At 71.0% G+C, this 23607-nt stretch carries 23 protein-coding genes; 13 read left to right on the plus strand and 10 right to left on the minus strand.

Going from position 1 to position 23607, the window contains the following annotated elements:
- Positions 1 to 56: 56 nt before the first annotated feature.
- Positions 57 to 443, minus strand: a complete 387-nt coding sequence (locus C6Y14_RS39175) for a VOC family protein (RefSeq protein WP_107021675.1) — start codon at positions 441 to 443, stop codon at positions 57 to 59.
- Between the two features lie 111 nt (positions 444 to 554).
- On the opposite strand from C6Y14_RS39175, the gene C6Y14_RS39180 reads away from it, so the two are divergent.
- Positions 555 to 1094 (plus strand): GNAT family N-acetyltransferase, encoded by a 540-nt coding sequence (locus C6Y14_RS39180; RefSeq protein ID WP_107021676.1) that lies wholly within the window; start codon positions 555 to 557, stop codon positions 1092 to 1094.
- A 30-nt stretch (positions 1095 to 1124) separates the two neighbouring features.
- On the opposite strand, the gene C6Y14_RS39185 is transcribed toward C6Y14_RS39180, so the two are convergent.
- Entirely contained in the window at positions 1125 to 1808 is a 684-nt protein-coding gene (locus C6Y14_RS39185) for a glycerophosphodiester phosphodiesterase (protein ID WP_107021677.1), read from the minus strand.
- Positions 1809 to 2221: 413 nt separating this feature from the next.
- Between C6Y14_RS39185 and C6Y14_RS39190 the strand changes: the two genes are divergently transcribed.
- The 4 genes from C6Y14_RS39190 to C6Y14_RS39205 all read left to right on the plus strand — a co-directional run bounded on the left by C6Y14_RS39190 (position 2222) and on the right by C6Y14_RS39205 (position 6188).
- Positions 2222 to 3619: a DUF6421 family protein gene (locus tag C6Y14_RS39190; RefSeq protein ID WP_107021678.1), complete on the plus strand. Its 1398-nt coding sequence runs from the start codon at positions 2222 to 2224 to the stop codon at positions 3617 to 3619.
- Between the two features lie 38 nt (positions 3620 to 3657).
- Positions 3658 to 4422, plus strand: a complete 765-nt coding sequence (locus tag C6Y14_RS39195) for an SDR family NAD(P)-dependent oxidoreductase (RefSeq protein WP_107021679.1) — start codon at positions 3658 to 3660, stop codon at positions 4420 to 4422.
- Between the two features lie 38 nt (positions 4423 to 4460).
- Positions 4461 to 5531 (plus strand): threonine aldolase family protein, encoded by a 1071-nt coding sequence (locus tag C6Y14_RS39200; RefSeq protein WP_107021713.1) that lies wholly within the window; start codon positions 4461 to 4463, stop codon positions 5529 to 5531.
- 84 nt (positions 5532 to 5615) lie between these two features.
- Positions 5616 to 6188: a transglutaminase domain-containing protein gene (locus C6Y14_RS39205; protein WP_199855014.1), complete on the plus strand. Its 573-nt coding sequence runs from the start codon at positions 5616 to 5618 to the stop codon at positions 6186 to 6188.
- A gap of 31 nt (positions 6189 to 6219) precedes the next feature.
- Here the strand turns inward: C6Y14_RS39205 and C6Y14_RS39210 are convergent, their stop codons facing one another.
- A complete protein-coding gene (locus C6Y14_RS39210) occupies positions 6220 to 6948 on the minus strand; it encodes a lysophospholipid acyltransferase family protein (RefSeq protein WP_107021681.1) in 729 nt (242 codons plus the stop codon).
- 191 nt (positions 6949 to 7139) lie between these two features.
- The gene (locus C6Y14_RS39215; RefSeq protein ID WP_107021682.1) at positions 7140 to 7556 is read right to left on the minus strand and encodes a DUF4395 domain-containing protein; all 417 of its coding nucleotides are present in this window, start codon (positions 7554 to 7556) and stop codon (positions 7140 to 7142) included.
- A 74-nt stretch (positions 7557 to 7630) separates the two neighbouring features.
- Between C6Y14_RS39215 and C6Y14_RS39220 the strand changes: the two genes are divergently transcribed.
- The 4 genes from C6Y14_RS39220 (at position 7631) to C6Y14_RS39235 (ending at position 10985) form a co-directional block, all read left to right on the plus strand.
- Positions 7631 to 8053: a TlpA family protein disulfide reductase gene (locus tag C6Y14_RS39220; protein ID WP_107021683.1), complete on the plus strand. Its 423-nt coding sequence runs from the start codon at positions 7631 to 7633 to the stop codon at positions 8051 to 8053.
- A 321-nt stretch (positions 8054 to 8374) separates the two neighbouring features.
- Positions 8375 to 8884 carry a flavin reductase family protein gene (locus C6Y14_RS39225; protein WP_107021684.1) on the plus strand — a complete coding sequence of 170 codons (510 nt, stop codon included), beginning with the start codon at positions 8375 to 8377 and terminating at the stop codon, positions 8882 to 8884.
- Between the two features lie 285 nt (positions 8885 to 9169).
- On the plus strand, positions 9170 to 9955 hold the full coding sequence (locus tag C6Y14_RS39230) for an electron transfer flavoprotein subunit beta/FixA family protein (RefSeq protein WP_107021685.1): 786 nt from the start codon (positions 9170 to 9172) through the stop codon (positions 9953 to 9955).
- Positions 9956 to 10010: 55 nt separating this feature from the next.
- Complete coding sequence (locus C6Y14_RS39235; RefSeq protein WP_107021686.1) at positions 10011 to 10985, plus strand: electron transfer flavoprotein subunit alpha/FixB family protein; 975 nt, start codon at positions 10011 to 10013, stop codon at positions 10983 to 10985.
- A 91-nt stretch (positions 10986 to 11076) separates the two neighbouring features.
- On the opposite strand, the gene C6Y14_RS39240 is transcribed toward C6Y14_RS39235, so the two are convergent.
- A complete protein-coding gene (locus C6Y14_RS39240; RefSeq protein ID WP_107021687.1) occupies positions 11077 to 11979 on the minus strand; it encodes an endonuclease/exonuclease/phosphatase family protein in 903 nt (300 codons plus the stop codon).
- A 301-nt stretch (positions 11980 to 12280) separates the two neighbouring features.
- On the opposite strand from C6Y14_RS39240, the gene C6Y14_RS39245 reads away from it, so the two are divergent.
- Positions 12281 to 13585 carry a DUF6986 family protein gene (locus tag C6Y14_RS39245; protein ID WP_107021688.1) on the plus strand — a complete coding sequence of 435 codons (1305 nt, stop codon included), beginning with the start codon at positions 12281 to 12283 and terminating at the stop codon, positions 13583 to 13585.
- A gap of 100 nt (positions 13586 to 13685) precedes the next feature.
- A complete protein-coding gene (locus C6Y14_RS39250; protein ID WP_404828903.1) occupies positions 13686 to 15509 on the plus strand; it encodes a serine/threonine-protein kinase in 1824 nt (607 codons plus the stop codon).
- Here C6Y14_RS39250 and C6Y14_RS39255 read toward each other — a convergent pair.
- On the minus strand, positions 15455 to 16294 hold the full coding sequence (locus tag C6Y14_RS39255; RefSeq protein ID WP_107021689.1) for a hypothetical protein: 840 nt from the start codon (positions 16292 to 16294) through the stop codon (positions 15455 to 15457). The genes C6Y14_RS39250 and C6Y14_RS39255 overlap by 55 nt on opposite strands.
- 3 nt (positions 16295 to 16297) lie before the next feature.
- Positions 16298 to 17335 (minus strand): LacI family DNA-binding transcriptional regulator, encoded by a 1038-nt coding sequence (locus C6Y14_RS39260; RefSeq protein WP_107021690.1) that lies wholly within the window; start codon positions 17333 to 17335, stop codon positions 16298 to 16300.
- A gap of 218 nt (positions 17336 to 17553) precedes the next feature.
- Between C6Y14_RS39260 and C6Y14_RS39265 the strand changes: the two genes are divergently transcribed.
- A complete protein-coding gene (locus C6Y14_RS39265; protein ID WP_107021691.1) occupies positions 17554 to 18507 on the plus strand; it encodes an ROK family protein in 954 nt (317 codons plus the stop codon).
- Between the two features lie 666 nt (positions 18508 to 19173).
- Here C6Y14_RS39265 and C6Y14_RS39275 read toward each other — a convergent pair.
- Positions 19174 to 21255, minus strand: a complete 2082-nt coding sequence (locus tag C6Y14_RS39275) for an NPCBM/NEW2 domain-containing protein (protein WP_199855015.1) — start codon at positions 21253 to 21255, stop codon at positions 19174 to 19176.
- 362 nt (positions 21256 to 21617) lie between these two features.
- Here C6Y14_RS39275 and C6Y14_RS39280 point away from each other — a divergent pair, with 362 nt between their 5' ends.
- Entirely contained in the window at positions 21618 to 21821 is a 204-nt protein-coding gene (locus C6Y14_RS39280; RefSeq protein ID WP_107021693.1) for a hypothetical protein, read from the plus strand.
- A 173-nt stretch (positions 21822 to 21994) separates the two neighbouring features.
- Here the strand turns inward: C6Y14_RS39280 and C6Y14_RS39285 are convergent, their stop codons facing one another.
- Positions 21995 to 22621 carry a hypothetical protein gene (locus C6Y14_RS39285; protein WP_159074399.1) on the minus strand — a complete coding sequence of 209 codons (627 nt, stop codon included), beginning with the start codon at positions 22619 to 22621 and terminating at the stop codon, positions 21995 to 21997.
- A 29-nt stretch (positions 22622 to 22650) separates the two neighbouring features.
- Positions 22651 to 23523 carry an ATP-binding cassette domain-containing protein gene (locus C6Y14_RS39290; protein ID WP_107021695.1) on the minus strand — a complete coding sequence of 291 codons (873 nt, stop codon included), beginning with the start codon at positions 23521 to 23523 and terminating at the stop codon, positions 22651 to 22653.
- Between the last annotated feature and the right edge of the window lie 84 nt (positions 23524 to 23607).

A 23607-nucleotide genomic window follows, 5' to 3' on the forward strand; every position in this document is an offset into this window, starting at 1 on the left:
TGCCGGGCCTGCCGGGCCTGCCGGGCCTGCCGTGTCACCGTGCCCGGCCCCGGCCCTCACGGCCGGTGCCGCAGCGGATGGTCCGGTGGCACCTCCACCACCGCGATCTGTGTGCCGTCCGGGTCTCTGAGCCACATCTCGACGAGCCCCCACGGCTCCTTCACCGGAGGCCGGTCCACCTCGACACCCGCGGCCACGAGTTCCTCGTACGCCGCACGCACGTCGGCCACCTGCAGCCACAGCTTGACGGTGGGGGAGGGCGGTTCGGCGGAGCGGCCCGAGACTTCGAGGAAGCCGCCGCCCAGGAAGTACACGGTGCCGCGCTCGGGACCCGTGCCGAACTCGCGGTAGACGGGCAGTCCCAGCTTCTCGCCGTAGAAGGCGCGGGAGCGCTCGGGATCGGCGGGGCGGATCAAGGTCCGGCTGCTCAGTACATGCATCATGCGTCCCGAGCGTAGGGGGAGCGAACGGGAGCGTTATTCTCGTCCGTGGCCGAGCCGAGCCGAGCCGAGCCGAGCCGAGCCGCGCCGCGCCCGAGATCGGAGAACCGCTCCATGCCCACCACCCCCGACGGACCGACGTTCCGGGACGCCGTCGACACCGACGTGGACGCCCTGGTCGCCCTGATCGAGTCCGCCTACCGGGGGGACTCCAGCCGGACCGGCTGGACCACCGAGGCGGACATCCTGGAAGGGCAGCGGACGGACCCCGAGGGCGTCCTCGCGGTCATCAAGTCGCCCGACAGCCGGCTGCTCACCGTCGAGCGCGACGGCACGGTGGTCGCCTGCTGCCAGCTCGAACACCGGGGCGAGCACGCCTACTTCGGCATGTTCGCGGTCAGCCCCGCACTCCAGGGAGCGGGTCTCGGCAAGGTGATCATCGCCGAGGCGGAGCGGCTGGCCCGCGAGACCTGGGACGCGAAGGAGATGCACATGACCGTGATCTCCGTGCGCGAGGACCTGATCGCCTGGTACGAGCGGCGCGGCTACCGCCGTACGGGAGAGATGACTCCCTTCCCGTACGGCGACGAGCGGTTCGGCCTGCCGCAACGCGACGACCTGCAGTTCGAGCTGCTGACGAAGCCCCTCGCATAATCGTTACGCCGCCGACCGGCCCCTCGGCGGCTATGCCGTGAAGCGGCCGGTGCGCTTGATCTCCGGGTAGTCGGTGGTCGCGCCGTCCAGCTCCAGGGCGCGCACCAGCCGCAGATGGTCCTGGGTGTTCACGACCCAGCCGATGATCCGCAGGTCGGCCTTGCGCGCACGCTCGACGACCTCCAGGGTCAGCCGCCGGATGTTCAGCACCAGGGTCGTGGCGCCGACCGCGGTCGCCCGCTCGACGACATCGATGCCATAGCGGCTGGCGACCAGCGCCGTACGGACGCCCGGCACGAGCCGCGCGATCTCCGCGATCGCCTCGTCGTGGAAGGACAGCACCTCGACCCGGCCGACCAGATCGCGCCGGTTCATCACCTCGGCGAGCGCGCGGGCCGCGGCCACGTCCTTGATCTCTGCCTGGAGCGGGGCCGTGACGGCGTCCAGGACCTCCTCGAAGACCGGGACGCGCTCACCGCGTCCGGCGTCCAGCACCCGCAGCTCCGCGAGGGTCTTCTCGGCGATCGGCCCCGAACCGTCGGTCGTACGGTCCACGTCGGCGTCGTGCATGACGACGAGCGCGCCGTCCTTGCTCAGATGCAGATCCAGCTCGATCAGGTCGAGGCCCGCCTGCTGGGCGGCGGTGAAGGAACGAAGGGTGTTCTCCGGTTCGACACCCATGATCCCGCGATGACCGATGGTGAGGAAGTTCAAGGGTTGACTCCGCTTCCGTCGACGGCGGCTCGGCTGCCGCGCGCGGCGGTCCCGTGCCCACGCGGCAAGGCCGCAGCCTAATGGCCCGGGCGGGCCTTGTACCCGCTCCGGTGGCCGGGAATGAGGCCTGCCGGCCGGGAGAAAGGGCCCTGCCGCCCCCTGTGCGGCTCACCCCCGCGTGGGCGAGTCCCCAGCGGGTTGACCGGGCTGCGGCGGGATGCCCGCAGGGGGCCGCCCGAACTCCGGCGGCTACCCCGCCGACGGTGGAAGTATTCACCCTTCACGGTGTCCCACAGGAAAAACAGCGGTGAAGTTGCGGGGAGGCAGGATAATCTCCCGAGGCTCCACTTGTCCCGGAGAGTCCCCCACGCATACGGTGTCCATACGCGAGGTTCTCCCGTGGAAGGTGGGTCATGACGGAAATTCTTGTGCAGGTGGGTGCGGAGGAACAGATTCCTCCCCGGAGCGGGGTAGTGAGCCACCCGGCCTGGCCCGTGCTCAAGGATGCCGTGGAGCGGATCCGGCCATGGCAGTCCAAGGACGGGTCGATCGACTTCGACGCCGAGAGCGCCCCCGACCCGGCGGACGCCGACCTGGCGGTGCGCCAGGTCATGGACGCCGTACAGGAGCTGTCGCCGCTCGTCGCGCACGACGCCGAGTACCACGCGGCGCTCGTCAAGGATCTGCGCCGCTGGGCCGACGGCGGCTTCAAGGTGCCCGACTTCCTCGACTCACTGCTGGCCTTCCAGCCCGCCGCGCACCGCGAGGACGGCCTGGAGCACCTGGTCCTCTTCCCCATGTACACGCAGAACGGCAATCCGGACCGCAACTTCGAAGCGGTCGTCCTGCGCATGGTCTGGCCCGACTGGCTGGCCGACCTTGAGCGCACCCGCTACGACAATCCGCTGTTCTGCGGCATCAAGTTCGAGGACTTCACGGCCGGGTACGACACCAACTCGGCCGTGCTCTTCCCCGAGACCATCGCCGTGCGCGAGGCCCCGGAGCGGTTCAGCTGGGGCGGCATCTTCTGCGACCGCGAGGCCGCCCGCTTCCGCAAGGTCACCGAGGCCGCCGTCGGCACGCTCGGTCTCGAACTGCCCGACGACATCCGCGAGATGGTCGGCGACCAGGCGCGCTGCGAGCAGGCCTTCGTCCTGTGGGACATGGTCCACGACCGCACCCACAGCCATGGCGACCTGCCCTTCGACCCCTTCATGATCAAGCAGCGCCAGCCGTTCTGGATGTACGGCCTGGAGGAGCTGCGCTGCGACCTCACCGCCTTCCGTGAGGCCGTGCGACTGGAGGCCGACGGCTTCCCGCAGGGCCGTGACGTCCAGTACGCGGTGCTGTTCGACCGGATGTTCCGCTTCCCTGTGACCGGCGACCGCGTCCGCAACTACGACGGCCTCGGCGGACAGCTGCTCTTCGCCTACCTGCACAAGCACGACGTCGTCCGCTGGACCGACAACAAGCTGTTCATCGACTGGCAGCGCGCCCCGCAGGTCACCAACGAGCTGTGCGCCGAGATCGAGAAGCTGTACCGCGACGGCATCGACCGTCCGAAACTGGTCCACTGGTTCGCCGCGTACGACCTGGTCTCCCAGTACCTCGCCCCGCACCCGGGATCGCGCTGGGCCAAGGGCCCCGACGCCCTCGATCTGACGCTGCCGCCGCGAAAACTGGTGGACGACGTGCTTCCGGACGAGTTTCCCCTGAGCATGTTCTATGAGGCACTCTCCAAGAAGCTGAAGAACGTGATCGCGCAGACCAGGGGCATCACCGCTGCGAGTGCCGAGCGGGTGGCCGCGTGAGCGACCGCGTCCGTAACACTGCTCAGGAGGCGAAGACCATGGCGAACGGTAACGGCGGGGCACTGAGCGGCGCGGTGATCGCGGTGGCCGGCGCGGGCGGCCCGGTCGGCAAGGCGACCCTGCTGCGGCTCGCCGAGGCCGGGGCCGTGGTCGTCGGGTCCGACAACGACCCGGAGCGACTGGCCGAGGCCGTCGACGCGGCCCGGTACGCCCACGGCGGGGCCACCGTCGTCGGCGACACGGTCGACCTCCTCGACCGGGACTCGGCCAAGGACTGGGCCGCGCGCACCGAGAAGGAGTTCGGGCGCGTCGACGGCCTGGTCCACCTCGTCGGCGGCTGGCGCGGCAGCGAGACCTTCACCAAGACCAGCCTCGACGACTGGGACCTGCTGGAACTGCTGCTCATCCGTACCGTGCAGCACACCTCCCTCGCCTTCCACGAGGCACTGCAGCGCAGCGACCGCGGCCGGTACGTCCTGATCAGCGCCGCCGGCGCCGGCAAGCCCACCGCGGGCAACGCCGCGTACGCCGCCGCCAAGGCCGCCGCCGAGGCGTGGACGCTGGCCATGGCCGACTACTTCCGCAAGGCCGGGATCTCCGAGGGCGCCGAGGGGCCGACGTCCGCCGCCGCCATCCTGGTGGTGAAGGCGCTGGTGCACGACGCGATGCGCGCGGAGCGCCCGAACGCGAAGTTCGCGGGCTTCACGGACGTCAAGGATCTCGCCGAGTCCATCACCGGTGTCTGGGATCAGCCCGCCCCCGAAGTGAACGGAAAGCGTCTGTGGCTGACCGAGAAGCCGTGAACTCCGGCAGAGAAGCCGTGAACACGCACCGCGAAGCCGTGAATCCGCCCAGGACGGACGCCAGGCGCCGCCACGACCCGCAGGTGCGCGGCTTCGCCAGCGACAACTACGCGGGGGCCCACCCCGAGGTGCTCGCCGCCCTGGCCCTCGCCAACGGCGGGCACCAGATCGCGTACGGCGAGGACGACTACACCGGCCACCTCCAGCAGGTGATCCGCGGGCACTTCGGCGCGGGCGCCGAGGCGTTCCCCGTCTTCAACGGCACGGGCGCCAACGTCGTGGCGCTGCAGGCACTCACCGACCGCTGGGGCGCGGTGATCTGCGCGGAGAGCGCGCACATCAACGTCGACGAGGGCGGCGCCCCCGAGCGCATGGGCGGGCTGAAGCTGCTCACGGTGGCCACGCCCGACGGCAAGCTCACGCCCGAGCTGATCGACCGGCAGGCGTACGGCTGGGACGACGAGCACCGGGCGATGCCGCAGGTGGTGTCGATCACCCAGAACACCGAACTGGGCACGGTCTACACACCCGACGAGGTCCGCGCGATCTGCGAGCACGCCCACGGGCACGGCATGAAGGTGCACCTCGACGGCGCCCGGATAGCCAACGCGGCCGCCTCCCTGGACGTACCGATGCGGGCGTTCACCAACGCGGTCGGCGTGGACGTGCTGTCCTTCGGCGGCACCAAGAACGGCGCGCTGTTCGGCGAGGCCGTCGTCGTCCTGAACCGGGACGCCGTCAGCCACATGAAGCATCTGCGCAAGCTGTCGATGCAGCTCGCCTCCAAGATGCGTTTCGTGTCGGTGCAGTTGGAGGCCCTGCTCGCCAAGGACCTGTGGCTGCGCAACGCCCGCCACGCCAACGAGATGGCCCAGCGCCTCGCCGAGGGCGTGCGCGCGGTGCACGGCGTCGAGATCCTGTACCCGGTGGAGGCCAACGCGGTCTTCGCCCGGCTGCCCCACGACGTGAGCGAACGCCTGCAGAAGCGCTACCGCTTCTACTTCTGGGACGAGGCCGCGGGGGACGTCCGCTGGATGTGCGCCTTCGACACGACCGAGGACGACGTCGACGGTTTCGTGGCGGCGCTCAAGGAGGAGATGGCGGACTGACGACCCGGGGAGTGATGCATAGATATACGGTCATCCGGAAAAATAATTGACTGCCGGGTGATCGTATTCTTATGCTCTGCAGGCATGGAGCTGATCCAGAACAACCCCGACCTGTCCGCCTACCTGGCTGCTGACGAGGCGATCGACCACCATCATCCGCTCGTGCGCGAGGTGTCCGCACGGCTGGCGAGCCAGGTCGCCGACTCGTATGCCTATGCACGGGCCGCCTTCGAGTTCGTGCGCGACACCATCCCGCACTCACAGGACTCCGGTGACCTCCGCGTCACCTGGCGCGCCTCCGACGTCCTGGAGCAGGGCACGGGCATCTGCTACGCCAAGGCCCACGCCCTGGCCGCGCTGCTGAGGGCCGAGGACATCCCGACGGCGTTCTGCTACCAGAGGTTCGACGTGGTGCACGGACTCGTCGCGGTCCGCTTCAACGGTGCCTGGCACCGGCAGGACCCCCGGGGCAACAAGCCGGGCGTGGACGCCCGCTTCTCCCTCGACGGTGAGCGCCTGGCCTTCACGCCCGACCCTGCGGCGCACGAGCTGGATCACCCGGAGCTGTACGCCGCACCGCACCCGGCCGTCCTGGCCGCACTCAAAGCCGCCGAGGATCGCCCGCATCTGTGGGAGTCGCTTCCCGTCTCGCTCTGAGGTGACGGGCCCGGGCGGTGGAGCGGCGTGCTCAGCGGGCCTCGGCGGCCTTGACCTCTTCGGGGGTCGGCGCCGTGCCACCGAGGTGTGCCGGCATCCACCAGGTGTCGTCCGGGCCCTTGGGGCGTACGGGATAGGCGCGCTGCGCGGCTTCCAGAAGCTCCTGTACGCGCTCGCGCACCTGCCGGGTGATCGCGCCCGCGTACTTGTCCCGGGAGGCCTCGATCGCCTCGCCGACCCGGATGGTGATCGGGGTGTGGCTGCGCTTGAAGTTGCGCGGGTGCCCCTTGGTCCACAGTCGCTGCGTGCCCCACACGGCCATCGGGATCAGCGGGACGCCCGCCTCCTGGGCCATGCGCGCGGCACCCGACTTGAAGCTCTTCAGCGTGAAGGACTGGGAGATCGTGGCCTCGGGGAAGACGCCGACGATTTCACCGGAGCGCAGCGAGGCCAGCGCGTGGGCGTACGCCGTCTCTCCCTGCTTGCGGTCCACGGGGATGTGCTTCATGTTGCGCATCAGCGGGCCGGAGATCTTGTGCCGGAACACCGACTCCTTGGCCATGAAACGGACGAGGCGCTTCTGCGGGAGGGCGGCGAGACCGTCGAAGATGAAGTCGAGATAGCTGATGTGGTTGCTCACCAGCACCGCACCGCCCGTGCGCGGGATGTTCTCCGTCCCCTTGAGATCGATCTTCAGGTCCCAGGCCTTGAACAACGTCTGGGCGAGACCGATGGCGGGACGGTAGGCAAGCTCAGCCATGAACGGAGTGGACCCTTCTCTCTGTTCTGCCTGGGAAGGGGTGCTCCCGGCGGGAAACTTACGCTGCCGTAGGTTTACGGCATTGCGCAGATCGTGCCCGAAGAACGGACGAGTGACCAGTCCTGGTGCCCGAGATTGGCGAGATCCTCGTCACGTCACCCCTTGATCCACCTCGGCGTTTTACGTCGCCTTTACTCCGCGCGAACCGTCACGCGCCGTACGAGCAGGTACATCTCGCACCCGAGGCAATACCCGAACGCCGCGTTGAGAAACGCCGCCGCGAGCGCCGCCCCCGTCGCGGCGAGTCCCAGCCACTCGGGGCCCGCCGTGTAGCCGAGCAGACCGATCACCGCGAACACGAACCCGACCGCCTGCGCGAACCGCGGCGGCTCGGGCGCCTCGAACTCCGTCGGCGGCGCGATCCGCGGCCGGACGACATGACGGAAGAGCAGACCGTACGGGGAACGGCCGACGCCGCCCACCGCGCCGAGCGCGAACGCCAGCGTCTGCCAGGCCAGCAGCCAGGCGCTGCCGGTGATCAGTACGACCGCCAGGACCGCGGTGGTCACGACCGCTCCGAAACGCGGCCCACGTGCATCGATGTTCATGAATCAAGTATTCCGCAGGGATCAGGCCCCCGGGCGCGGGAATCTTTGCAGCCTCGTGAACGCTGAAGCCGGGGATGACCGGACTTGCGGTGTGTGTGGTGGTGCTCGCCCTGGCGAGCGCCTACGGAGTGCTGAACCGACGTCGGAGCGGGAGAGTCAGAGTGCGTGGGCGGGACGGCGGAAAACGGCTGGGCGCGGCCGAGTTGGGCGAGGGCCTCGGCGAGCGGGCCACGCTCGTTCAGTTCTCCAGCGCCTTCTGTGCCCCCTGCAGGGCGACCCGCAGGGTGCTCGGCGAGGTCGCCGAACTGGTTCCGGGCGTACGGCACATCGAGATCGACGCCGAAAGCCGTCTCGGACTCGTCCGCGAACTGGAGATCCTCAAGACGCCGACCGTGCTCGTCCTCGACGCCGGGGGCCGCATCGTGCGCAGGGCCACCGGACAGCCGCGCAAGGCGGATGTGATCGCCGCGCTCGGTGAGGCGGTCGGCACCACCTGACCATCCGGGCACCCGCATCATCCGGACCACCCGCATCATCCGGACCACCCTGATCGTCCAAAAGCCCCTGATCGTGAGGCCGGAGGCCCTCGGTGACGCATCTCCCACATGCCGGGACGCACTTGACTGCATCAGCCACCTATCGTCAGTCTGACTGTATGTCCACGGAACTCCTTCCTTGCGCGCGCTCCGAGCGTTTCGCGCGCCCCGAGCGTGCACGCCTTCGGACCGCGGCCCTCGTCCGCGGTGCGGGCGGGCGCTGTCCGGGCTGCTGAGCAGCCCAGGACCCCCGCCGCCGGCTTCGCGCAGAAGGACAACCCCATGACGGCCACGCCCGATCTCCGTACCTCCCGACTCGCCTCCCCGGACCTGCTCCGCTCCGTCTTCAGGCAGCACGCGGCCGGTGTCGCCGTGATCACCGCACGCGGCGACGAGGGTCCCGTCGGCTTCACCGCCACCTCGCTCGCCTCGGTGTCCGCCGAGCCCCCGCTGATCTCCTTCGGCATCGGCACCGGCGCCTCCAGCTGGCCGGCCATCTCCCGGACGGACCACGTGGGCGTCCATGTGCTCGGCGAGCACCAGCAGGAACTGGCCGCCACCTTCGCCCGCAGCGGCGCCGACCGCTTCGGCGGGTCCACCACCTGGCGGGAGGGCCCCGAAGGCGTCCCGGTGCTCGACGACGTCCTCGCCTGGCTCGTGTGCCGGGTCGTCACCCGCGTTCCCGCCGGGGACCACCGCGTCGTACTGGCCGAGGTGGTGCTCGGAGACCCCGCCGGTGCCGGCCGCCCCTTGCTGTACCACCAGGGGCGCTTCAACGCGCTGCGGGAGTAGCGGGCTCCGGGCGGCGGGTGTGTCCGGCCGCCCGGCCCACCGGTTCGTCCTTGCCGTGGCTGCCCCCGTCTGCGAGCACGTCGAGTTCCGATTACGCTGCGTTGCGAAGGTCACAGTTCAAAGCGCTTGCTTAGAGGGAACCAGCTACGGGACCGTAGAAGCGCGTACTGGCGAGTAATATTTCGCCCGGAGCGCGGGTCGCCCCCACCGGGAACGGCCGCTTCAGGCGCCTATGCTGCCCGTAGGCAGGCAGCCCAGAAAAGACGATGCAGTAGGAGAGCCGGCGTGAGCTTGAGGATCGTTGTCACTGTGAAGTACGTGCCCGACGCCACTGGCGACCGGCACTTCGCCGAGGACCTGACCGTCGACCGTGACGACGTGGACGGCCTGCTGTCGGAGCTCGACGAGTACGCGGTCGAGCAGGCCCTGCAGATCGCCGACGAAGCGGACGACGCGGAGATCACCGTGCTGACCGTGGGCCCCGAGGACGCGAAGGACGCGCTGCGCAAGGCGCTGTCCATGGGCGCCGACAAGGCCATCCACGTCGAGGACGACGATCTGCACGGCACCGACGCCATCGGCACCTCGCTGGTGCTGGCCAAGGCGATCGAGAAGGCCGGCTACGACCTGGTCATCTCCGGCATGGCCTCCACCGACGGCACCATGGGCGTGCTGCCGGCGCTGGTCGCCGAGCGCCTGGGTGTCCCGCAGGTCACGCTGCTCTCCGAGGTCTCCGTCGCGGACGGCGTCGTCAAGGGCCGCCGGGACGGCGACACCGCCTCCGAGCAGCTGGAGGCCTCCCTGCCCGCCGTCGTGTCGGTCACCGACCAGTCGGGCGAGGCGCGTTACCCGTCCTTCAAGGGCATCATGGCCGCGAAGAAGAAGCCCGTTCAGTCCTGGGACCTCGAAGACCTGGAGATCGAGGCCGACGAGGTCGGCCTCGACGGCTCCTGGACCACGGTCGACTCCGCCACCGAGCGCCCCGCGCGCACCGCGGGCACGATCGTCAAGGACGAGGGCGAGGGCGGCAAGCAGCTCGCCGAGTTCCTCGTGGGCCAGAAGTTCATCTGAGTCCGGCAGTTGCCGCCCGTCCCTCATCTTTCGCAAGCAGGAGAGAAGAAGTCCCATGGCTGAAGTTCTCGTCTACGTCGACCACGTGGACGGCGCCGTCCGCAAGCCCACCCTGGAACTGCTGACGCTGGCCCGCCGCATCGGTGACCCGGTCGCCGTCGCGCTCGGCGCCGGTGCCGCGAACACCGCCGCCACGCTCGCCGAGCACGGCGCGGTCAAGGTGCTCACCGACGAGGCCGCCGAGTACGCCGACTACCTCGTCGTCCCGAAGGTGGACGCGCTGCAGGCCGCCGTCGAGGCCGTGTCCGCCGCGGGCTCCCTCGCTGCCGTGCTGGTCCCCTCGTCCGCCGAGGCCAAGGAGATCGCCGCCCGTCTCGCGCTGCGCATCGGCTCGGGTGTCATCACCGACGCCGTCGACGTCGAGGCCGACGACAAGGGCCCGGTCGCCACCCAGTCGGTGTTCGCCGCCTCGTACTCCACCAAGACCCGGGTCTCCAAGGGCACCCCGGTCATCACCGTGAAGCCCAACTCGGCCCCCGTCGAGGCCGCCCCGGCCGCCGGTACGGTCGAGGCGCTGTCGGTGACCTTCTCCGCGCAGGCCACCGGCACCAAGGTGACCGGCCGCACCCCGCGCGAGTCGACCGGCCGCCCGGAGCTGACCGAGGCCGCGATCGTGGTCTCCGGCGGCCGTGGCGTCAACGGCAGCGAGAACTTCTCGATCATCGAGGCGCTCGCCGACTCCCTCGGCGCGGCCGTCGGCGCCTCCCGCGCCGCCGTGGACGCCGGCTGGTACCCGCACACCAACCAGGTGGGCCAGACCGGCAAGTCCGTGTCGCCGCAGCTGTACATCGCCAACGGCATCTCCGGCGCGATCCAGCACCGCGCCGGCATGCAGACCTCGAAGACGATCGTGGCGGTCAACAAGGACGCCGAGGCCCCGATCTTCGACCTGGTCGACTACGGCGTGGTCGGCGACCTCTTCGAGGTCGTCCCGCAGCTCACCGAGGAGATCAAGACCCGCAAGGGCTGAGTGCTCCCCTCGCGTGATCTTCGCGCGATCCTTGCGTGAGGCCCCCTCGACCGGCACGGTCGAGGGGGCCTCACGGCGTCCGGGGCCCTGTTCAGCCGAGGGTCAGGGACGCCTGTACGGGCAGATGGTCGCTCGGGAACTGCCCGTCCACGGAGAAGGTGTTGATCGACGCCCGGTGCGCGCTCACCCCGGGCGAGGCGAGGATCCAGTCGATGCGGTCGCCGTCCGGTGTCAGCGGCCGGTAGCCGTGGAACGTGGCGTACAGCTCGCTCCGCTCGGCCGCCGTCTCCCAGGTGTCCACGAGGCCGGCGCCCAGCATCGTGTCGTAGACCGGGTTCTTGTGGGCGGCGACGTTGAAGTCGCCGGTCACCACCAGTGGCAGGGAACGGTCGAGCCCCGCGATCCGTTCGGCGATCAGGGACGCGGCACGCGCGCGTGCGTTCTGACTGGCGTTGTCCAGGTGGGTGTTGAGGAAGTAGAACTCCCGCTGCCCGTCCCGCAGATCACGGAAGCGGACCCAGGTCACCATGCGGATGGAGCCGCCGCCCCAGGTGTTCGAGCCGATCACGGCGGGCGTGTCCGAGAGCCAGAAGTGGTCGTACTCCACCGGGGCGAGTCTGCGGGTGTCGTAGAAGACCGTCATGAACTCGTCCCGGCTGCCGCCCGCGCGGCCCGTGCCGATCCACTCGTGGTGCCCGCCGAGATCCGCCGCGATGTCGCGCACCTGCTGGTGGAGGCCCTCCTGGGTGCCGATGACGTGGGGCCGCTCCCGGCGCAGCAGTTCACGGGTGACAGGACGGCGGACGGCCCAGCTGTGGGGTTCGGCGGTGCTCGCGTACCGCAGGTTGAAGGACATGACCTCAAGGCGGTCAAGGCGGTCCGCCGCCGAGGCGGACGACCTGGAGAGCGCCGTACTGGACAGGGGCAGGGCGGCCGCGGCGGCGAGCGCGGTCTTGAGTCCCAGGCGGCGCGTGACTCGGCTGTGACGGGGCACGGGATGCTCCTTCTGTGGCCGGTGCCGGTCTGTGGTGCGGACCGGTTCTGCGACGGATGCCGGTCGGGTCGTGCGCCTTGCAGTCTCGAAGTTGGGCGTGAACATGTCGAGATGCCGGGATGGACCCCGAGGGAAGTCCGCGCGTGTTCCGGGAGGGGCCCTGGAGAGGATCTCCGGGCAACCGGGGGGAGGATCTCCGGGCGAGGCGGGCGGAATGAGGGTGTTGACCAGTCGGAAGGTCGCGGATAACTTCGCTCTACGGATTGTTGATTCCGCTGAGCGGAAAACAGGAGGGTGCGGAATGGGTCAGGGTCAGCAGGAGAAGGTGACGACGAGCCTCGCCGGCGCCGTCAGCGAGGAGATCAGCGCCTCCCTCGCCCCGGTCGACGCCGAGTTGGAGCGCCGCTACCCCGGAGACCCCGGCACCCGCCAGCCCGTCCACACCGTGTACGTCCCGGGCGACGCCTTCGCCGCCGACACCCTCCGCTCCTGGGGCGACCAGGCCCTCGCCGCCCTCGACCGGCACGCACCCGACGCCGAATCCTTCGCCGCCGTCCTCGGCCTCTCCGACGACCTCGCGGAGCCCGTGCACGCCCGGGTCCGCGCCAAACTGGAACGCGAGCCGATCGAAGACCTCCGCGTCGACTTCGAGGACGGCTACGGGCCGCGTCCCGACGCCGAGGAGGACGAAGCAGCTGCCCGAGCCGCCCGGCTGATCTCACAGGCGTACCAGGACGGCACGGCGGCCCCGTACATGGGCATCCGGATGAAGTGCATGGAGGCGCCGGTCCGCGACCGGGGCATCCGCACGCTCGACATCTTCCTCACAGGCCTGATGGAGGCCGGCGGACTGCCCGCCGGACTGGTGCTCACGCTGCCGAAGGTCACGTACGCGGAGCAGGTCACCGCGATGGTGCGGCTCCTGGAGGAGTTCGAGAAGGCGCACGGCCTTGAGCGGGGCCGGATCGGCTTCGAGATCCAGATCGAGACCAGCCAGTCCATCCTCGCCACCGACGGCACGGCGACCGTCGCCCGGATGATCCAGGCCGCCGAGGGGCGCGCCACCGGACTGCACTACGGCACCTTCGACTACAGCGCCTGCCTCGGCGTCTCCGCCGCGTACCAGGCGAGCGACCACCCGGCCGCCGACCACGCCAAGGCGATCATGCAGGTCGCCGCCGCGGGCACCGGCGTACGGGTCTCGGACGGCTCCACCAACGTGCTGCCGGTCGGCCCGACGCCGAAGGTCCACGACGCCTGGCGTCTGCACTTCGGCCTCACCCGCCGCGCCCTCGCCCGCGCCTACTACCAGGGCTGGGACATGCACCCCGGACACCTGCCGACCCGGTACGCGGCCGTGTTCGCCTTCTACCGCGAGGGGTTCGAGCAGGCCGCGGCCCGCCTCGTCGCGTACGCCAACCGCGCCGGCGGCGACGTCATGGACGAGCCCGCCACCGCCAAGGCCCTCAGCGGCTACCTGCTGCGCGGTCTGGACTGCGGGGCCCTCGACATCGCGGAGGTGGCACGGGCGACCGGGCTCACGCGCACGGACCTGGAGGGCTTCGCGGTACCGAGGCGGGCGGACCTGACCGTCTCGGCCAAGTAGCGGACCTGTCACAGCCGCTGCCGCGGGTCCTCACGGTCTCCTGCGCCCCGTACGCTGAGCGGCACATCATTGACGTGTCACAGGCAGGAACGGGGCAGCGGTGTCTGCGGGGGAGAACCAGCAGCCGGGGGAGCAGGCCCGGCCCGGGGAGAGCGAACAGCCGGACGGGACCGGACGGCTCCTGGCCGGCCGCTACCGTGTCGTGGCCCAACTGGGCCGCGGCGGTATGGGCGTGGTCTGGCGGGCCCACGACGAGGTGCTCGGCCGCGAGGTGGCCGTCAAGGAACTGCGCACCTACACGGACGCGGACGCACCCGAACTCGCCGGCCTGGGGCTGCGGATGCAGCGCGAGGCCCGCGCGGCGGCCCGGGTGCGCCACCCCGGCGTGATCGCCGTGCACGACGTGGCGGAGATCGACGGCCGCCCGCTGATCGTCATGGAGCTGGTGGACGGGCCGTCCCTGGACGACGTCCTGCGCGAGCGCGGCACGATCGGCGCCCGCGAGGCCGCCGGGATCGGCGCGAAGGTCATGGACGCGCTCGCCGCGGCCCACCGGGCGGGAGTCCTGCACCGCGACGTGAAACCGGGCAACATCCTGCTCGACCGCTCGGGCCGGGTCGTCCTCACGGACTTCGGCATCGCCACGATGGAGGACCCCGGCGACGGCTCCACCACGCATCTCACCCGCAGCGGCGAACTGGTCGGCTCCCTGGACTACCTGGCACCGGAACGGGCCCAGGGGTACGAGCCGGGCCCCGCCTCCGACATCTGGGCGCTCGGCGCCACGCTCTACGCGGCCGTCGAGGGCTCCTCACCCTTCCGCCGCACGTCCACGTGGTCCACGCTCACGGCGATCGTCGTCGAACCGCTGCCCGAGCCGCGACAGGCCGGACCGCTGGGCCCCGTCCTGCGACAACTGATGCACAAGCAGCCCGAGTCCCGCCCGGCGGCGGGCCGCGCGAGTGAGCTGCTGGAAGCGGTGGCGGCGGGGACCGACGAGGACTCGACCGGCCAGGATCCGGTGGACCAGGGCCCGGGCGGCCAGGACTCGGCGACCCGCGGCCTGAGGGCGCCCGCGCCCCCGGCACGGGAGGCGACTGAGCGGAGCGTACCGGTGATACCCCCGGGGTTCGGGCCGCCGCAGCCGATGCCTCAGCCACAGCAGATGCCGCAGTCGGCCACTCCGGCCGCGCAGGCGAGTCCGGCCACCCCGGTTGCGCCCGACTCCGCCGTGCCGGCCGCGCCCGCCGCCTCCCGCCGTCGCGGACGGGGCCGCGTCCTGCTCGTCGGCGCGGCCGTCGCCGTGGTGCTGGCCTCGACCGGGGTCATCGTCGCCCAGCTGACGGGCTCCGACGGATCCGGGTCGGCCGCCCGGACCGGGTCCTCCCGGGACGCGGACGGCACCGCCGCCTCCCCGGGCGCCACCCGCGGCACGGTCGACCTGACGGACGACAAGAAGCGCACGGAACAGGGCGACAAGAAGGAGTCGTCGCCCCCGACCGACAAGCCCGGCGCCACCGAGGACACCGACCGCACCGAGGACGCCGAACCGACGGACAAAGCATCCACTCCTTCGTCGGGAGCCACCAAGGGCGGTACCACTGGCGGGAGTTCGGGCGGCGGGGAGACCGCGAGCGCCGCACCGGTCTGCCATGCCATCGGAGGCGGCAAGTACAACTGCCAGGTCTGGAAGACCGCGGCGTCGTACACCGCCGCGGGAGCGCGGGCGGGCACCCTCAACGCCGGCACCAACTACTTCTACTGCCAGCAGGACCTGGGGCGCCGCGAGACCTCCGGGAGGTGGACGAACACCTGGTGGGCGAAGACCGACGACGACAGCGGCAACACCGGCGTCTGGGTGAGCGACGTCTACGTCCAGGGCGGCGACAACGACGCACCCGTGCCCGGACTGCCCGTCTGCTGACCTCGTACGTACTTCTCCAGGCCGGAAGCCGTAGTGCGCCCCTCCCGGGCGAACAGCCGCGTCCCCTCGGCGCAGAGCCGCAGGTCGCCGCGCGCCCGGGAGCAGAACTCCTCCGGAGTGGACCCGAACAGCTTCCTCAACTCCGTTGACCCCGCGAGGAGTTCGGTCAGCAGTTGACGCTCGCCTGGGTGCTCGCGCGGAGTCCCGGTGCCGTCGTGGAGGACACCGTGACGGTTCACATAGAGGTGGACACCGTCGAGGGGATCACCCGGCCCACCCGGATCGTCCGGCTCCGGCTCCTGCTCGACACGGAAGCCGGCCGAGGGCAGCAGCACGCGAGCGTACGCACCCGACGGCCTCGTGACTCCCTCACTCGCGTCGATCACGGCCAGCTGGGCGGGGTCCAGCCAGGTGAGGAACAGCTCGCGGATGTGCCCGGGAGCGCGAAAGGGCGAGGCGGATACGTATCCCAGGGCGCTGACGTGCGCCGACACACCGATCTCCAGCCCGGTGACCCGGGCCTTCACCAGGGGGATCGGGGACGACAGCTCGTACTGGCGCAGCTTGTGCCGGAGCTGGGCAGGGGAGGCGTTCGAGCCGATCGCGAGGACGGGCACCCGGCCCGGGAACGTGCGCCCGGTCAGGGGCAGCAGCCGGTCCCCGTCGAGGAGCCCCGACTCGGTGGGCCAGGCGCCGGGATATACCAGGGGTTCCTCGCGCGGCGCCACGGCCAGACCGAGCGATTCGAGCGTGCGGTCGGCAGAGCTGTGCCGGGGCTCTCCCATGTATCAGACGGCGGGCGGCAGTTCACCCGAGCCACGGGTGATCAGACGCGTCGGGAGTTCGATGCGCTCCGGCAGCACGAGGGAACCGTCGAGCTGGCGGAAGAGGCGGTCGGCGGCCGTACGGCCGAGCTGGGCGGCGTCCTGGGCGACGACGGTGACCCCGGGCTGGAGAAGGTCGGCGAGCTCGATGTCGTCGAAGCCGACCAGGGCGACGGGGCGGGCGCGCTCGGCGATGACGCGTACGACCGTGACCGTCACGCGGTTGTTGCCCGCGAACACCGCGGTCACGGGGGAGGAGCCCGAGAGCATGGTCTCGGCGGCCAGGCGGACCCGCTCCGGGCCGGTGACCCCCAGGGACATCCAGTCGGGCTCCACCGGAATGCCGGCGTCCTCCATCGCGGCGCGATAGCCGCGCAGTCGCTCGGCGGCGGTGTGGATGCGGGGCATGTCGCCGATGAACCCGATCCGGCGGTGGCCGTGCGCGATGAGATGCGCGACGCCGTCGCGCGCGCCGCCGAAGCTGTCGGAGAGCACCACGTCCGCGTCGATCTGCCCGGCGGGGCGGTCCACGAACACCGTGGCGACACCCGCCTTTATCTCGGGCTCCAGATAGCGGTGGTCGTCCCCGGCCGGGATGACGACCAGCCCGTCCACGCGGCGCGCGCAGAGCGCGAGGACCAGTTCCTGCTCGCGGTCCGGGTCCTCGGCGCTGGAGCCGTTGATGAGCAGGGCGCCGTGGGCGCGGGCCACTTCCTCCACCGCCCGGCTCAGCGGGCCGTAGAACGGGTCCGCCAGGTCCTCCAGGACCAGGCCGATGCTCGCGGTGCTGCCCTTGCGGAGCACGCGCGCGCTGTCGTTGCGCCGGAAGCCCAGCGCGTCGATGGCCTCCTGCACGCGGCGCTCGGTGTCGGGGGTGACTCCGGGCTCGCCGTTGACTACACGCGATACCGTCTTCAGGCCGACCCCGGCACGCGCGGCGACGTCCTTCATCGTCGGGCGGTTGCCGTAGCGGCTCTCGGTTCGGCGGGCGGTCTCGGCCACGATGCGCTGTCCTGTCCTGTAGTCCTGTGGGGCCGCGTCGGGCTTGACGGGCCCGATGGGCACCCGGATCGGGATGTGGCGTCGAGCATAGAGCCTGGACAACGTTGTCAGATGCGAGAGAGACTGTCCATCGCTTTTCCGGCCCGCTCTCCCCACCGCGCGACCGGCCTGCCCTTTCCTCATGGTCCATCGGGATCCGATCGGGAGAACTGACTCTGATGCACACCGACCTCGTGGCCGCGCTCGACATCGGCGGCACCAAGATCGCCGGAGCGCTGGTGGACGGCCACGGCCGGATCCTGCTGCGCGCCCAGCGGCCGACGCCCGCGCAGGAGCACGGCGACATCGTCATCCGGGCCGTCGAGGCCGTGCTCGGCGAGCTGACCGCCTCGCCTCTGTGGAGCAGGGTCACGGCCGTCGGCATCGGCAGCGCCGGGCCCGTGGACGCCTCGGCGGGCACGGTCAGTCCGGTGAACGTGCCCGGCTGGCGCGACTTCCCCCTCGTCGAACGGGTGCGTGCCGTGACGGACGGGCTGCCCGTCGAGCTGATCGGCGACGGGGTGGCCATCACGGCGGCCGAGCACTGGCAGGGGGCGGCCCGGGGGCACGACAACGCGCTGTGCATGGTCGTCTCGACGGGCGTCGGCGGCGGGCTGGTCCTTGGCGGGAAGCTGCATCCCGGGCCCACGGGCAACTCCGGTCACATCGGCCACATCAGTGTGGACCTGGACGGCGACCTGTGTCCCTGCGGGTCCCGTGGCTGCGTCGAGCGCATCGCGAGCGGGCCGAACATCGCGCGGCGCGCCATCGAGGGCGGCTGGCAGCCGGGTCCTGAGGGCGACGCGTCCGCGGCGGCCGTGGCCGCCGCGGCCCGTGCGGGCGATCCCGTCGCGACGGCCTCCTTCGAACGGGCCGCGCAGGCGCTGGCCGCGGGCATCGCGGCGACCGCGACTCTCGTGGAGATCGACATCGCGGTGATCGGCGGGGGAGTGGGCAAGGCGGGCGAGGTGCTGTTCGCGCCACTGCGGGCCGCGCTGCGCGACTACGCGACGCTGTCGTTCGTGCAGCGGCTCACGGTGACGCCGGCGCAGATGGGCACGGACGCGGGTCTGGTCGGCGCGGCGTCGGCTGCGCTGAGCCGCCGCCCGACCAACACGGTGGTTGTCGGCTGAGCCGCCCGCTGTTCTCCGAGGACGGGGCCCTCCGGCCGACGTGACGTGCGGGCCCGGTGGGGGCTGGTCGCGCAGTTCCCCGCGCCCCTGGGGGCTGGGGGCGGGGCGCTCCGCTCGCTGGACGCGGTCCATCCACCCCGGCCCCGCACCCACGCGACGAACCCCGGCCCCGTAGGGGGCGCGGGGAACTGCGCGCTCAGCCACGACGGACTGGTACTCGGGTGACGGCGGTATCCGTTTGGGCCCGCGCCTGTGAGCGGTGCCGCAACCGGGCCCCGTAAGGGGCGCGGGGAACTGCGCGGCCGGCCACGGGGGTCCGTCACCCGGGTGGCGGCGGTGTCTGTCCGGGCCCGCGCCTGTGAGCGGTGCCGCATTCGGGCTCCGTAAGGGGCGCGGGGAACTGCGCGCTCGGCCACGGGGGTCCGTCACCCGGGTGGCGGCGGTGTCTGTCCGGGCCCGCACCTGTGAGCGGTGCCGCAACCGGGCCCCGTAAGGGGCGCGGGGAACTGCGCGGCCGGCCACGACGTGCCGGTGCCCGGGCGGTTGCCGTACCACCCGGGTCCACGGTTTGGGTGGGTTCCCGTTGAGGTACGCCCGCGCCTCCGAGGGGCCCAGGGCGCGGGAACCGTGCGGTGGGCGGGCGTCGGGCGTCTCAAGGGGGCGGCGTCAGCAAGTGAGTCGCGCCGCGCCCCAGTCGCCGTGGTCCGACGTGATCCCGTCACCCCCGTCCGTCACGACCAGGCGGACGACCCCCGCCCCGCTCACGTCCGCGACAAGCGCCCGCGCCGCGTCCGCGTTGGTGAGGACCCCGGTCGACGCCACCTTCGTACCGTCGGCCCAGATCTCGAACGCGACGGATCCGTCCGCGCCCTCCTCGTCGTCGACACCGACCTGCGCGCTGACGCTCTCGCAGGCTCCGCCCGCGTAGTACTCGACGGCGCTCTCCGCATGGACGCCGAGCCCGGTGGCGTACACGGCGCCGTTGACCGTGAGCGGACCGCCGTCGCCCGCCGCGCTCTCACCGTTGCTGGTGTCGCGCTCGACAGGGCCCCAGCCGTTGGTCGCCGACAACCAGGGGAGGGCGCCGAGATCCGACGTGCCGGACGGCGGCGCCACCGCGACGGTCGCCGTCAGCGGCAGCACGCTTTCGGCCCGCACCCCGCCGGGCGAGCGGTACCCGGCCTTCAGCGTCACGTCGTACGACCCCGGAGGCGTGCCGGCAGGCGCGGTCACCGTCCATCCGGTGCGCAACGCCTTCCCCGTCGGCAGCGAGCCCGTCGTGGTCGGCGACGTGGCCCGCACCCGCCACCCCTCGGGCGCGTTCACGGAGACGGAGACGCGCCTCGCGGCGGTACGGCCCAGGCCGGTGACCGACGTCGTGAGCGAGGTCGCCCTGCCCGCCTCGGTCAACGTGTCACCCGTCACGCCGAGTTCCACGGCGGGCGGGTGCACGGCCCATCGGCCGTCGGCCGAGACGCGGACGAGGACCGTGCCGTGCGCGGGGACGGTCGCCGCGATCGTGCCGGCCGTGTTGTAGCTCCTGTGCTGCCACAGATCCCGCAGCGTGTAGGCGTCCGCCTCGGGCAGTCCGACGGCCTGCGCGCTGGTGGCGACGCGCTGCGGGCTGCCGGTCTCGTTGAAGAGGGCGACCGCGCGGCTGCCGTCCTTCATCTCCTTGGCGACCACCCAGCGACCGCCTTCGGAGGACAGCACCGCGCCCTGCTTGCCGAGCGGGTCCTGGTCGACCGCGATGACCTCCTTGTTGCCGATGATGTCGAAGGTCTCCTCGGACGCGGACCGCAGATCCGAGCCGATGAGCAGCGGCGCGGCCATGACCGACCACATCGAGAAGTGCGTGCGGTACTCCGTGTCCGTCATCCCGCCGTTGCCGACCTCCAGCATGTCGGGGTCGTTCCACCGGCCGGGACCGGCGTACTGCGCGAGCGGCAGGTTCTGTTTCATGATCGAGAGCATCGAACCCCAGTTGTCACTGATGTCCCCGGTGGTACGCCACAACTGGCCGACGTCCGCCGCCCACTCCCACGGCTTGTTCTCGCCCCACTCGCAGATGCTGTACACGATGGGGCGGCCGGTCGCCTCCGATGCGGCCGTCAGGGCGTCCCGCATGGTCGTGTAGCGCTGCTTGGCGTCCACGCCCTGGTTGTTGCAGTTGTCGTACTTCAGATAGTCGACACCCCAGTCGGCGAACTGCCGGGCGTCGCTGTACTCGTGGCCGAGCGCGCCCGGGAAACCCGCGTCGTTGCACGTCTTCGTCCCCGCGCTGGTGTAGATGCCGAGCTTGAGCCCTTTGGCGTGCACGTAGTCCGCGACCGCCTTGATCCCGCCGGGGAAGCGGGCCGGGTCCGGCACGAGTTCGCCGTCGGCGTCACGGGTGGGCAGGGCCCAGCAGTCGTCGAGGTTGACGTACTCGTACCCGGCGTCCTTGAGTCCCTTGTCGACGAAGATGTCCGCGATCCCCTTGACCATCGCCTCGTCGAACTCCGCACGGCAGTGCGTGGAGTTCCAGTTGTTGAAGCCCATGGGCGGGGTGGGGGCGAGGCCGTCGTCCGGGGCCGGCGAGGCCGACAACGCAGAAGTCGGTGCCGGTGCGGCCGGTGTCGCGGCGCCGGCGGTCGGGACCGGCCCGGTCGTCCCCCAGGTCCCGGTCAGGCCCAGGGAGCCGAGCAGCCCGGCGGTGAGTGCTCCGACCACTCTTCGGCGAGTTGTGCGGGTGGGAAGGTGACGCATCGTTACGTTCCTCCGTACTCGCGAAAGGTTGGATGTCCGCATGTTCGCGTCATCCATGCGCGTTTACGGTAGGACCTGTTGCACTGTGGTGGAAGGGGAGTGGCCGCGGTTGTTCGATATCCCGTCAGAAGCCTTCACCTCGCGTGTTTGAGTGTGTGACCGGAGCCGTACGTGCGGTTGTGTTGATTTGCGCCACGGAGAGTTTCCAGGGCGGCAGGACGCCGCCCCGCTCGATATCGCCTGCGCATATCGCCTGACGGCGAGAACAGGACATCGGATGTCAGTGGACTCGGCGAAGGGCCGGGCCGCGAGGTCCGGAAACCCGACCGTGACCCCTGGGCGGGCCGGCAGTTGAGTGGGGCATGAAGAAGCGCAGCATGCTCGCCATCGCCTCCCTCGCCACCGGCTTCGTGGTGGCGGCCGTCACCCCGTCCCACTCCCTCGACGGTGACGCCCTCAACAGCCTCAGCACGCTCGATGTCCAGGACACCCTCAGCACGGTCGACCAGACGATCGGTGAAGGCAGCCTGGCGACGGACGACACCGCGCCGGGGCAGGACGGCTGACCGGGCCCTTCCCGCCCGATCCGCCCCGTCGCGACCAGAGGCCCGGCCCTTCGAAGGGCCGGGCCTCTGGTCGCGTTCGAGCCTCGAACGCGCATTCATCAGGACCTGGTCACCGGACCGGGGCGACCGGCGCCGCCGCACGCTACCGGCCCGTCCCGAACCCCCTGCGGACCTCAGTCCCGGCGGGCGGCGATGAAGTCGGTGAAGAGCGTGCTCGCCGCCAGCAGTGCCACCGCGACGGCCGCGCACCCCGCCGTCGCCGGCAGCAGGCCGGGGGCGTCGGGCGTGTACGCCAGGAGACGGATCAGCCGGTTGATCGGCGGCAGGCCCTGCGTGAAACTGAGCGCCGCCATGAGTACCAGGGCCGTGACCAGCGCGTAGCCGGTGCGGCGGATCACCAGGCGGGACACGATCAGACCGATCGCCACCCCGGTGCTCGCACCCGTCAACTGGGCCAGCACACCGACCATGAGGTCGTCGGGGGTGATCGAGTGGTCGCCTATCAGCAAGGGGGCGAAGAGCAGCACGCCGGAGACGAGGAGACTCATGGCCAGGGCCACCAGCACGGTCGCGAGGAGCACGGAGCGCGATCGGCCGGCGTGGACCACGGAGATGACGCGCCGCACCGGGTCCTCGACGTTCACCAGGGCGGCGGTCAGCCAGGCCGAGCAGACGAACAGCACGCCCGAGACGGGCCCGTAGATCGCCGCCACCGGTACCGAGTCGGAACTTCCGGTGAAGATGACGGCCACGGCGACGAACAGCAGCATCGGATGCATGTAGCGCTGCGAATGCAGCATGACCGCCATGGTGTAGCGGCACAGCGCGATCATGAAGCACCGCCGTGGACGGAGACCTGAGAGGTGTGCACCATGCCCGCTTCCACCATCGACCAGCCCTCGCGCAGGGCGGCCAGGATCAGTTCGTCCGCGTACGCGCTGGTGACATGGATCGTGGTGTGCGCGCCGTTGTCGTGCGCGGTGACCACGCCGGCGCAGGACCGCCAGTCCGCGGTGCGGGGAATCCCGTACTCGTTCACCGGTGCCCGGAGGACGAGCCGGGTCTCCGTCGGCCGTGTCATGCGGGTGGGGTTCTCGTCGAGGGTCACGCTCCCCCCGGCGACCCGGTAGATCCGGGTGGCGTTCGCCCGGACCACCGACTCGCGGTGGTCGGTGAACACGAGGGTGCCGCCCGCCCGGGTGATCTCGTTCATGATCTCCGCCAGGACGCCGTGCGCCGAACTGTCCAGTCCGGACCAGGGCTCGTCCAGGACGAGCAGTTGCGGGGGGACCATCAGCGCCTGTGCCAGGGCGACCTTCTGTGCGTTTCCCTTGGACAGTGCGCGCAGAGCCGTGTCGGCGCCGCCGACCAGGGCGAGCCGTTCGAGTAACGACTCGGCACGCCGTCCGGCCGCCTCGCCCCGCAGGCCGCTGACCCGGCCCATATGGGTCAGGTAGTCGAGTGCCGACATCCGCTCGTCGGGCGGAAACCGGTCGGGCACGTAGCCGATCAGGGCCGGACGGTCCGTCACCCGGCCCGTGGTCGGCCGCGTCACACCGACCACGATTCTCAGAAGTGTGGACTTTCCCGATCCGTTGCCGCCACTGAACGCGATCAGTTCGCCGGGGGGCAGATCCACCTGCACATGGGTGAGGACCCATGTCTGTCGTCCGTAGCGTTTGCCGATGTCGCGCAGCTTCACACCCGGTCCTCTCCCCTCGGTGACACCGCGCGCCGAGCATGCTGCACAGGTGGTCCGAGCGGTAACTCGATGGTCGCGCCTGGC

Origin of the sequence: Streptomyces dioscori (assembly GCF_003024195.1) — a bacterium.
GTDB lineage: Bacteria > Actinomycetota > Actinomycetes > Streptomycetales > Streptomycetaceae > Streptomyces > Streptomyces dioscori.

Excerpts from the sequence above, each read along its gene's own strand:
- C6Y14_RS39175 (WP_107021675.1), bottom strand. The coding sequence starts at position 443 with ATGATGCATGTACTGAGCAGCCGGACCTTGATCCGCCCCGCCGATCCC.
- C6Y14_RS39180 (WP_107021676.1), top strand. The coding sequence starts at position 555 with ATGCCCACCACCCCCGACGGACCGACGTTCCGGGACGCCGTCGACACC.
- C6Y14_RS39190 (WP_107021678.1), top strand. The coding sequence starts at position 2,222 with ATGACGGAAATTCTTGTGCAGGTGGGTGCGGAGGAACAGATTCCTCCC.
- C6Y14_RS39195 (WP_107021679.1), top strand. The coding sequence starts at position 3,658 with ATGGCGAACGGTAACGGCGGGGCACTGAGCGGCGCGGTGATCGCGGTG.
- C6Y14_RS39205 (WP_199855014.1), top strand. The coding sequence starts at position 5,616 with ATGGAGCTGATCCAGAACAACCCCGACCTGTCCGCCTACCTGGCTGCT.
- C6Y14_RS39210 (WP_107021681.1), bottom strand. The coding sequence starts at position 6,948 with ATGGCTGAGCTTGCCTACCGTCCCGCCATCGGTCTCGCCCAGACGTTG.
- C6Y14_RS39215 (WP_107021682.1), bottom strand. The coding sequence starts at position 7,556 with ATGAACATCGATGCACGTGGGCCGCGTTTCGGAGCGGTCGTGACCACC.
- C6Y14_RS39220 (WP_107021683.1), top strand. The coding sequence starts at position 7,631 with ATGACCGGACTTGCGGTGTGTGTGGTGGTGCTCGCCCTGGCGAGCGCC.
- C6Y14_RS39225 (WP_107021684.1), top strand. The coding sequence starts at position 8,375 with ATGACGGCCACGCCCGATCTCCGTACCTCCCGACTCGCCTCCCCGGAC.
- C6Y14_RS39235 (WP_107021686.1), top strand. The coding sequence starts at position 10,011 with ATGGCTGAAGTTCTCGTCTACGTCGACCACGTGGACGGCGCCGTCCGC.
- C6Y14_RS39245 (WP_107021688.1), top strand. The coding sequence starts at position 12,281 with ATGGGTCAGGGTCAGCAGGAGAAGGTGACGACGAGCCTCGCCGGCGCC.
- C6Y14_RS39255 (WP_107021689.1), bottom strand. The coding sequence starts at position 16,294 with ATGGGAGAGCCCCGGCACAGCTCTGCCGACCGCACGCTCGAATCGCTC.
- C6Y14_RS39265 (WP_107021691.1), top strand. The coding sequence starts at position 17,554 with ATGCACACCGACCTCGTGGCCGCGCTCGACATCGGCGGCACCAAGATC.
- C6Y14_RS39275 (WP_199855015.1), bottom strand. The coding sequence starts at position 21,255 with ATGCGTCACCTTCCCACCCGCACAACTCGCCGAAGAGTGGTCGGAGCA.
- C6Y14_RS39280 (WP_107021693.1), top strand. The coding sequence starts at position 21,618 with ATGAAGAAGCGCAGCATGCTCGCCATCGCCTCCCTCGCCACCGGCTTC.
- C6Y14_RS39285 (WP_159074399.1), bottom strand. The coding sequence starts at position 22,621 with ATGCTGCATTCGCAGCGCTACATGCATCCGATGCTGCTGTTCGTCGCC.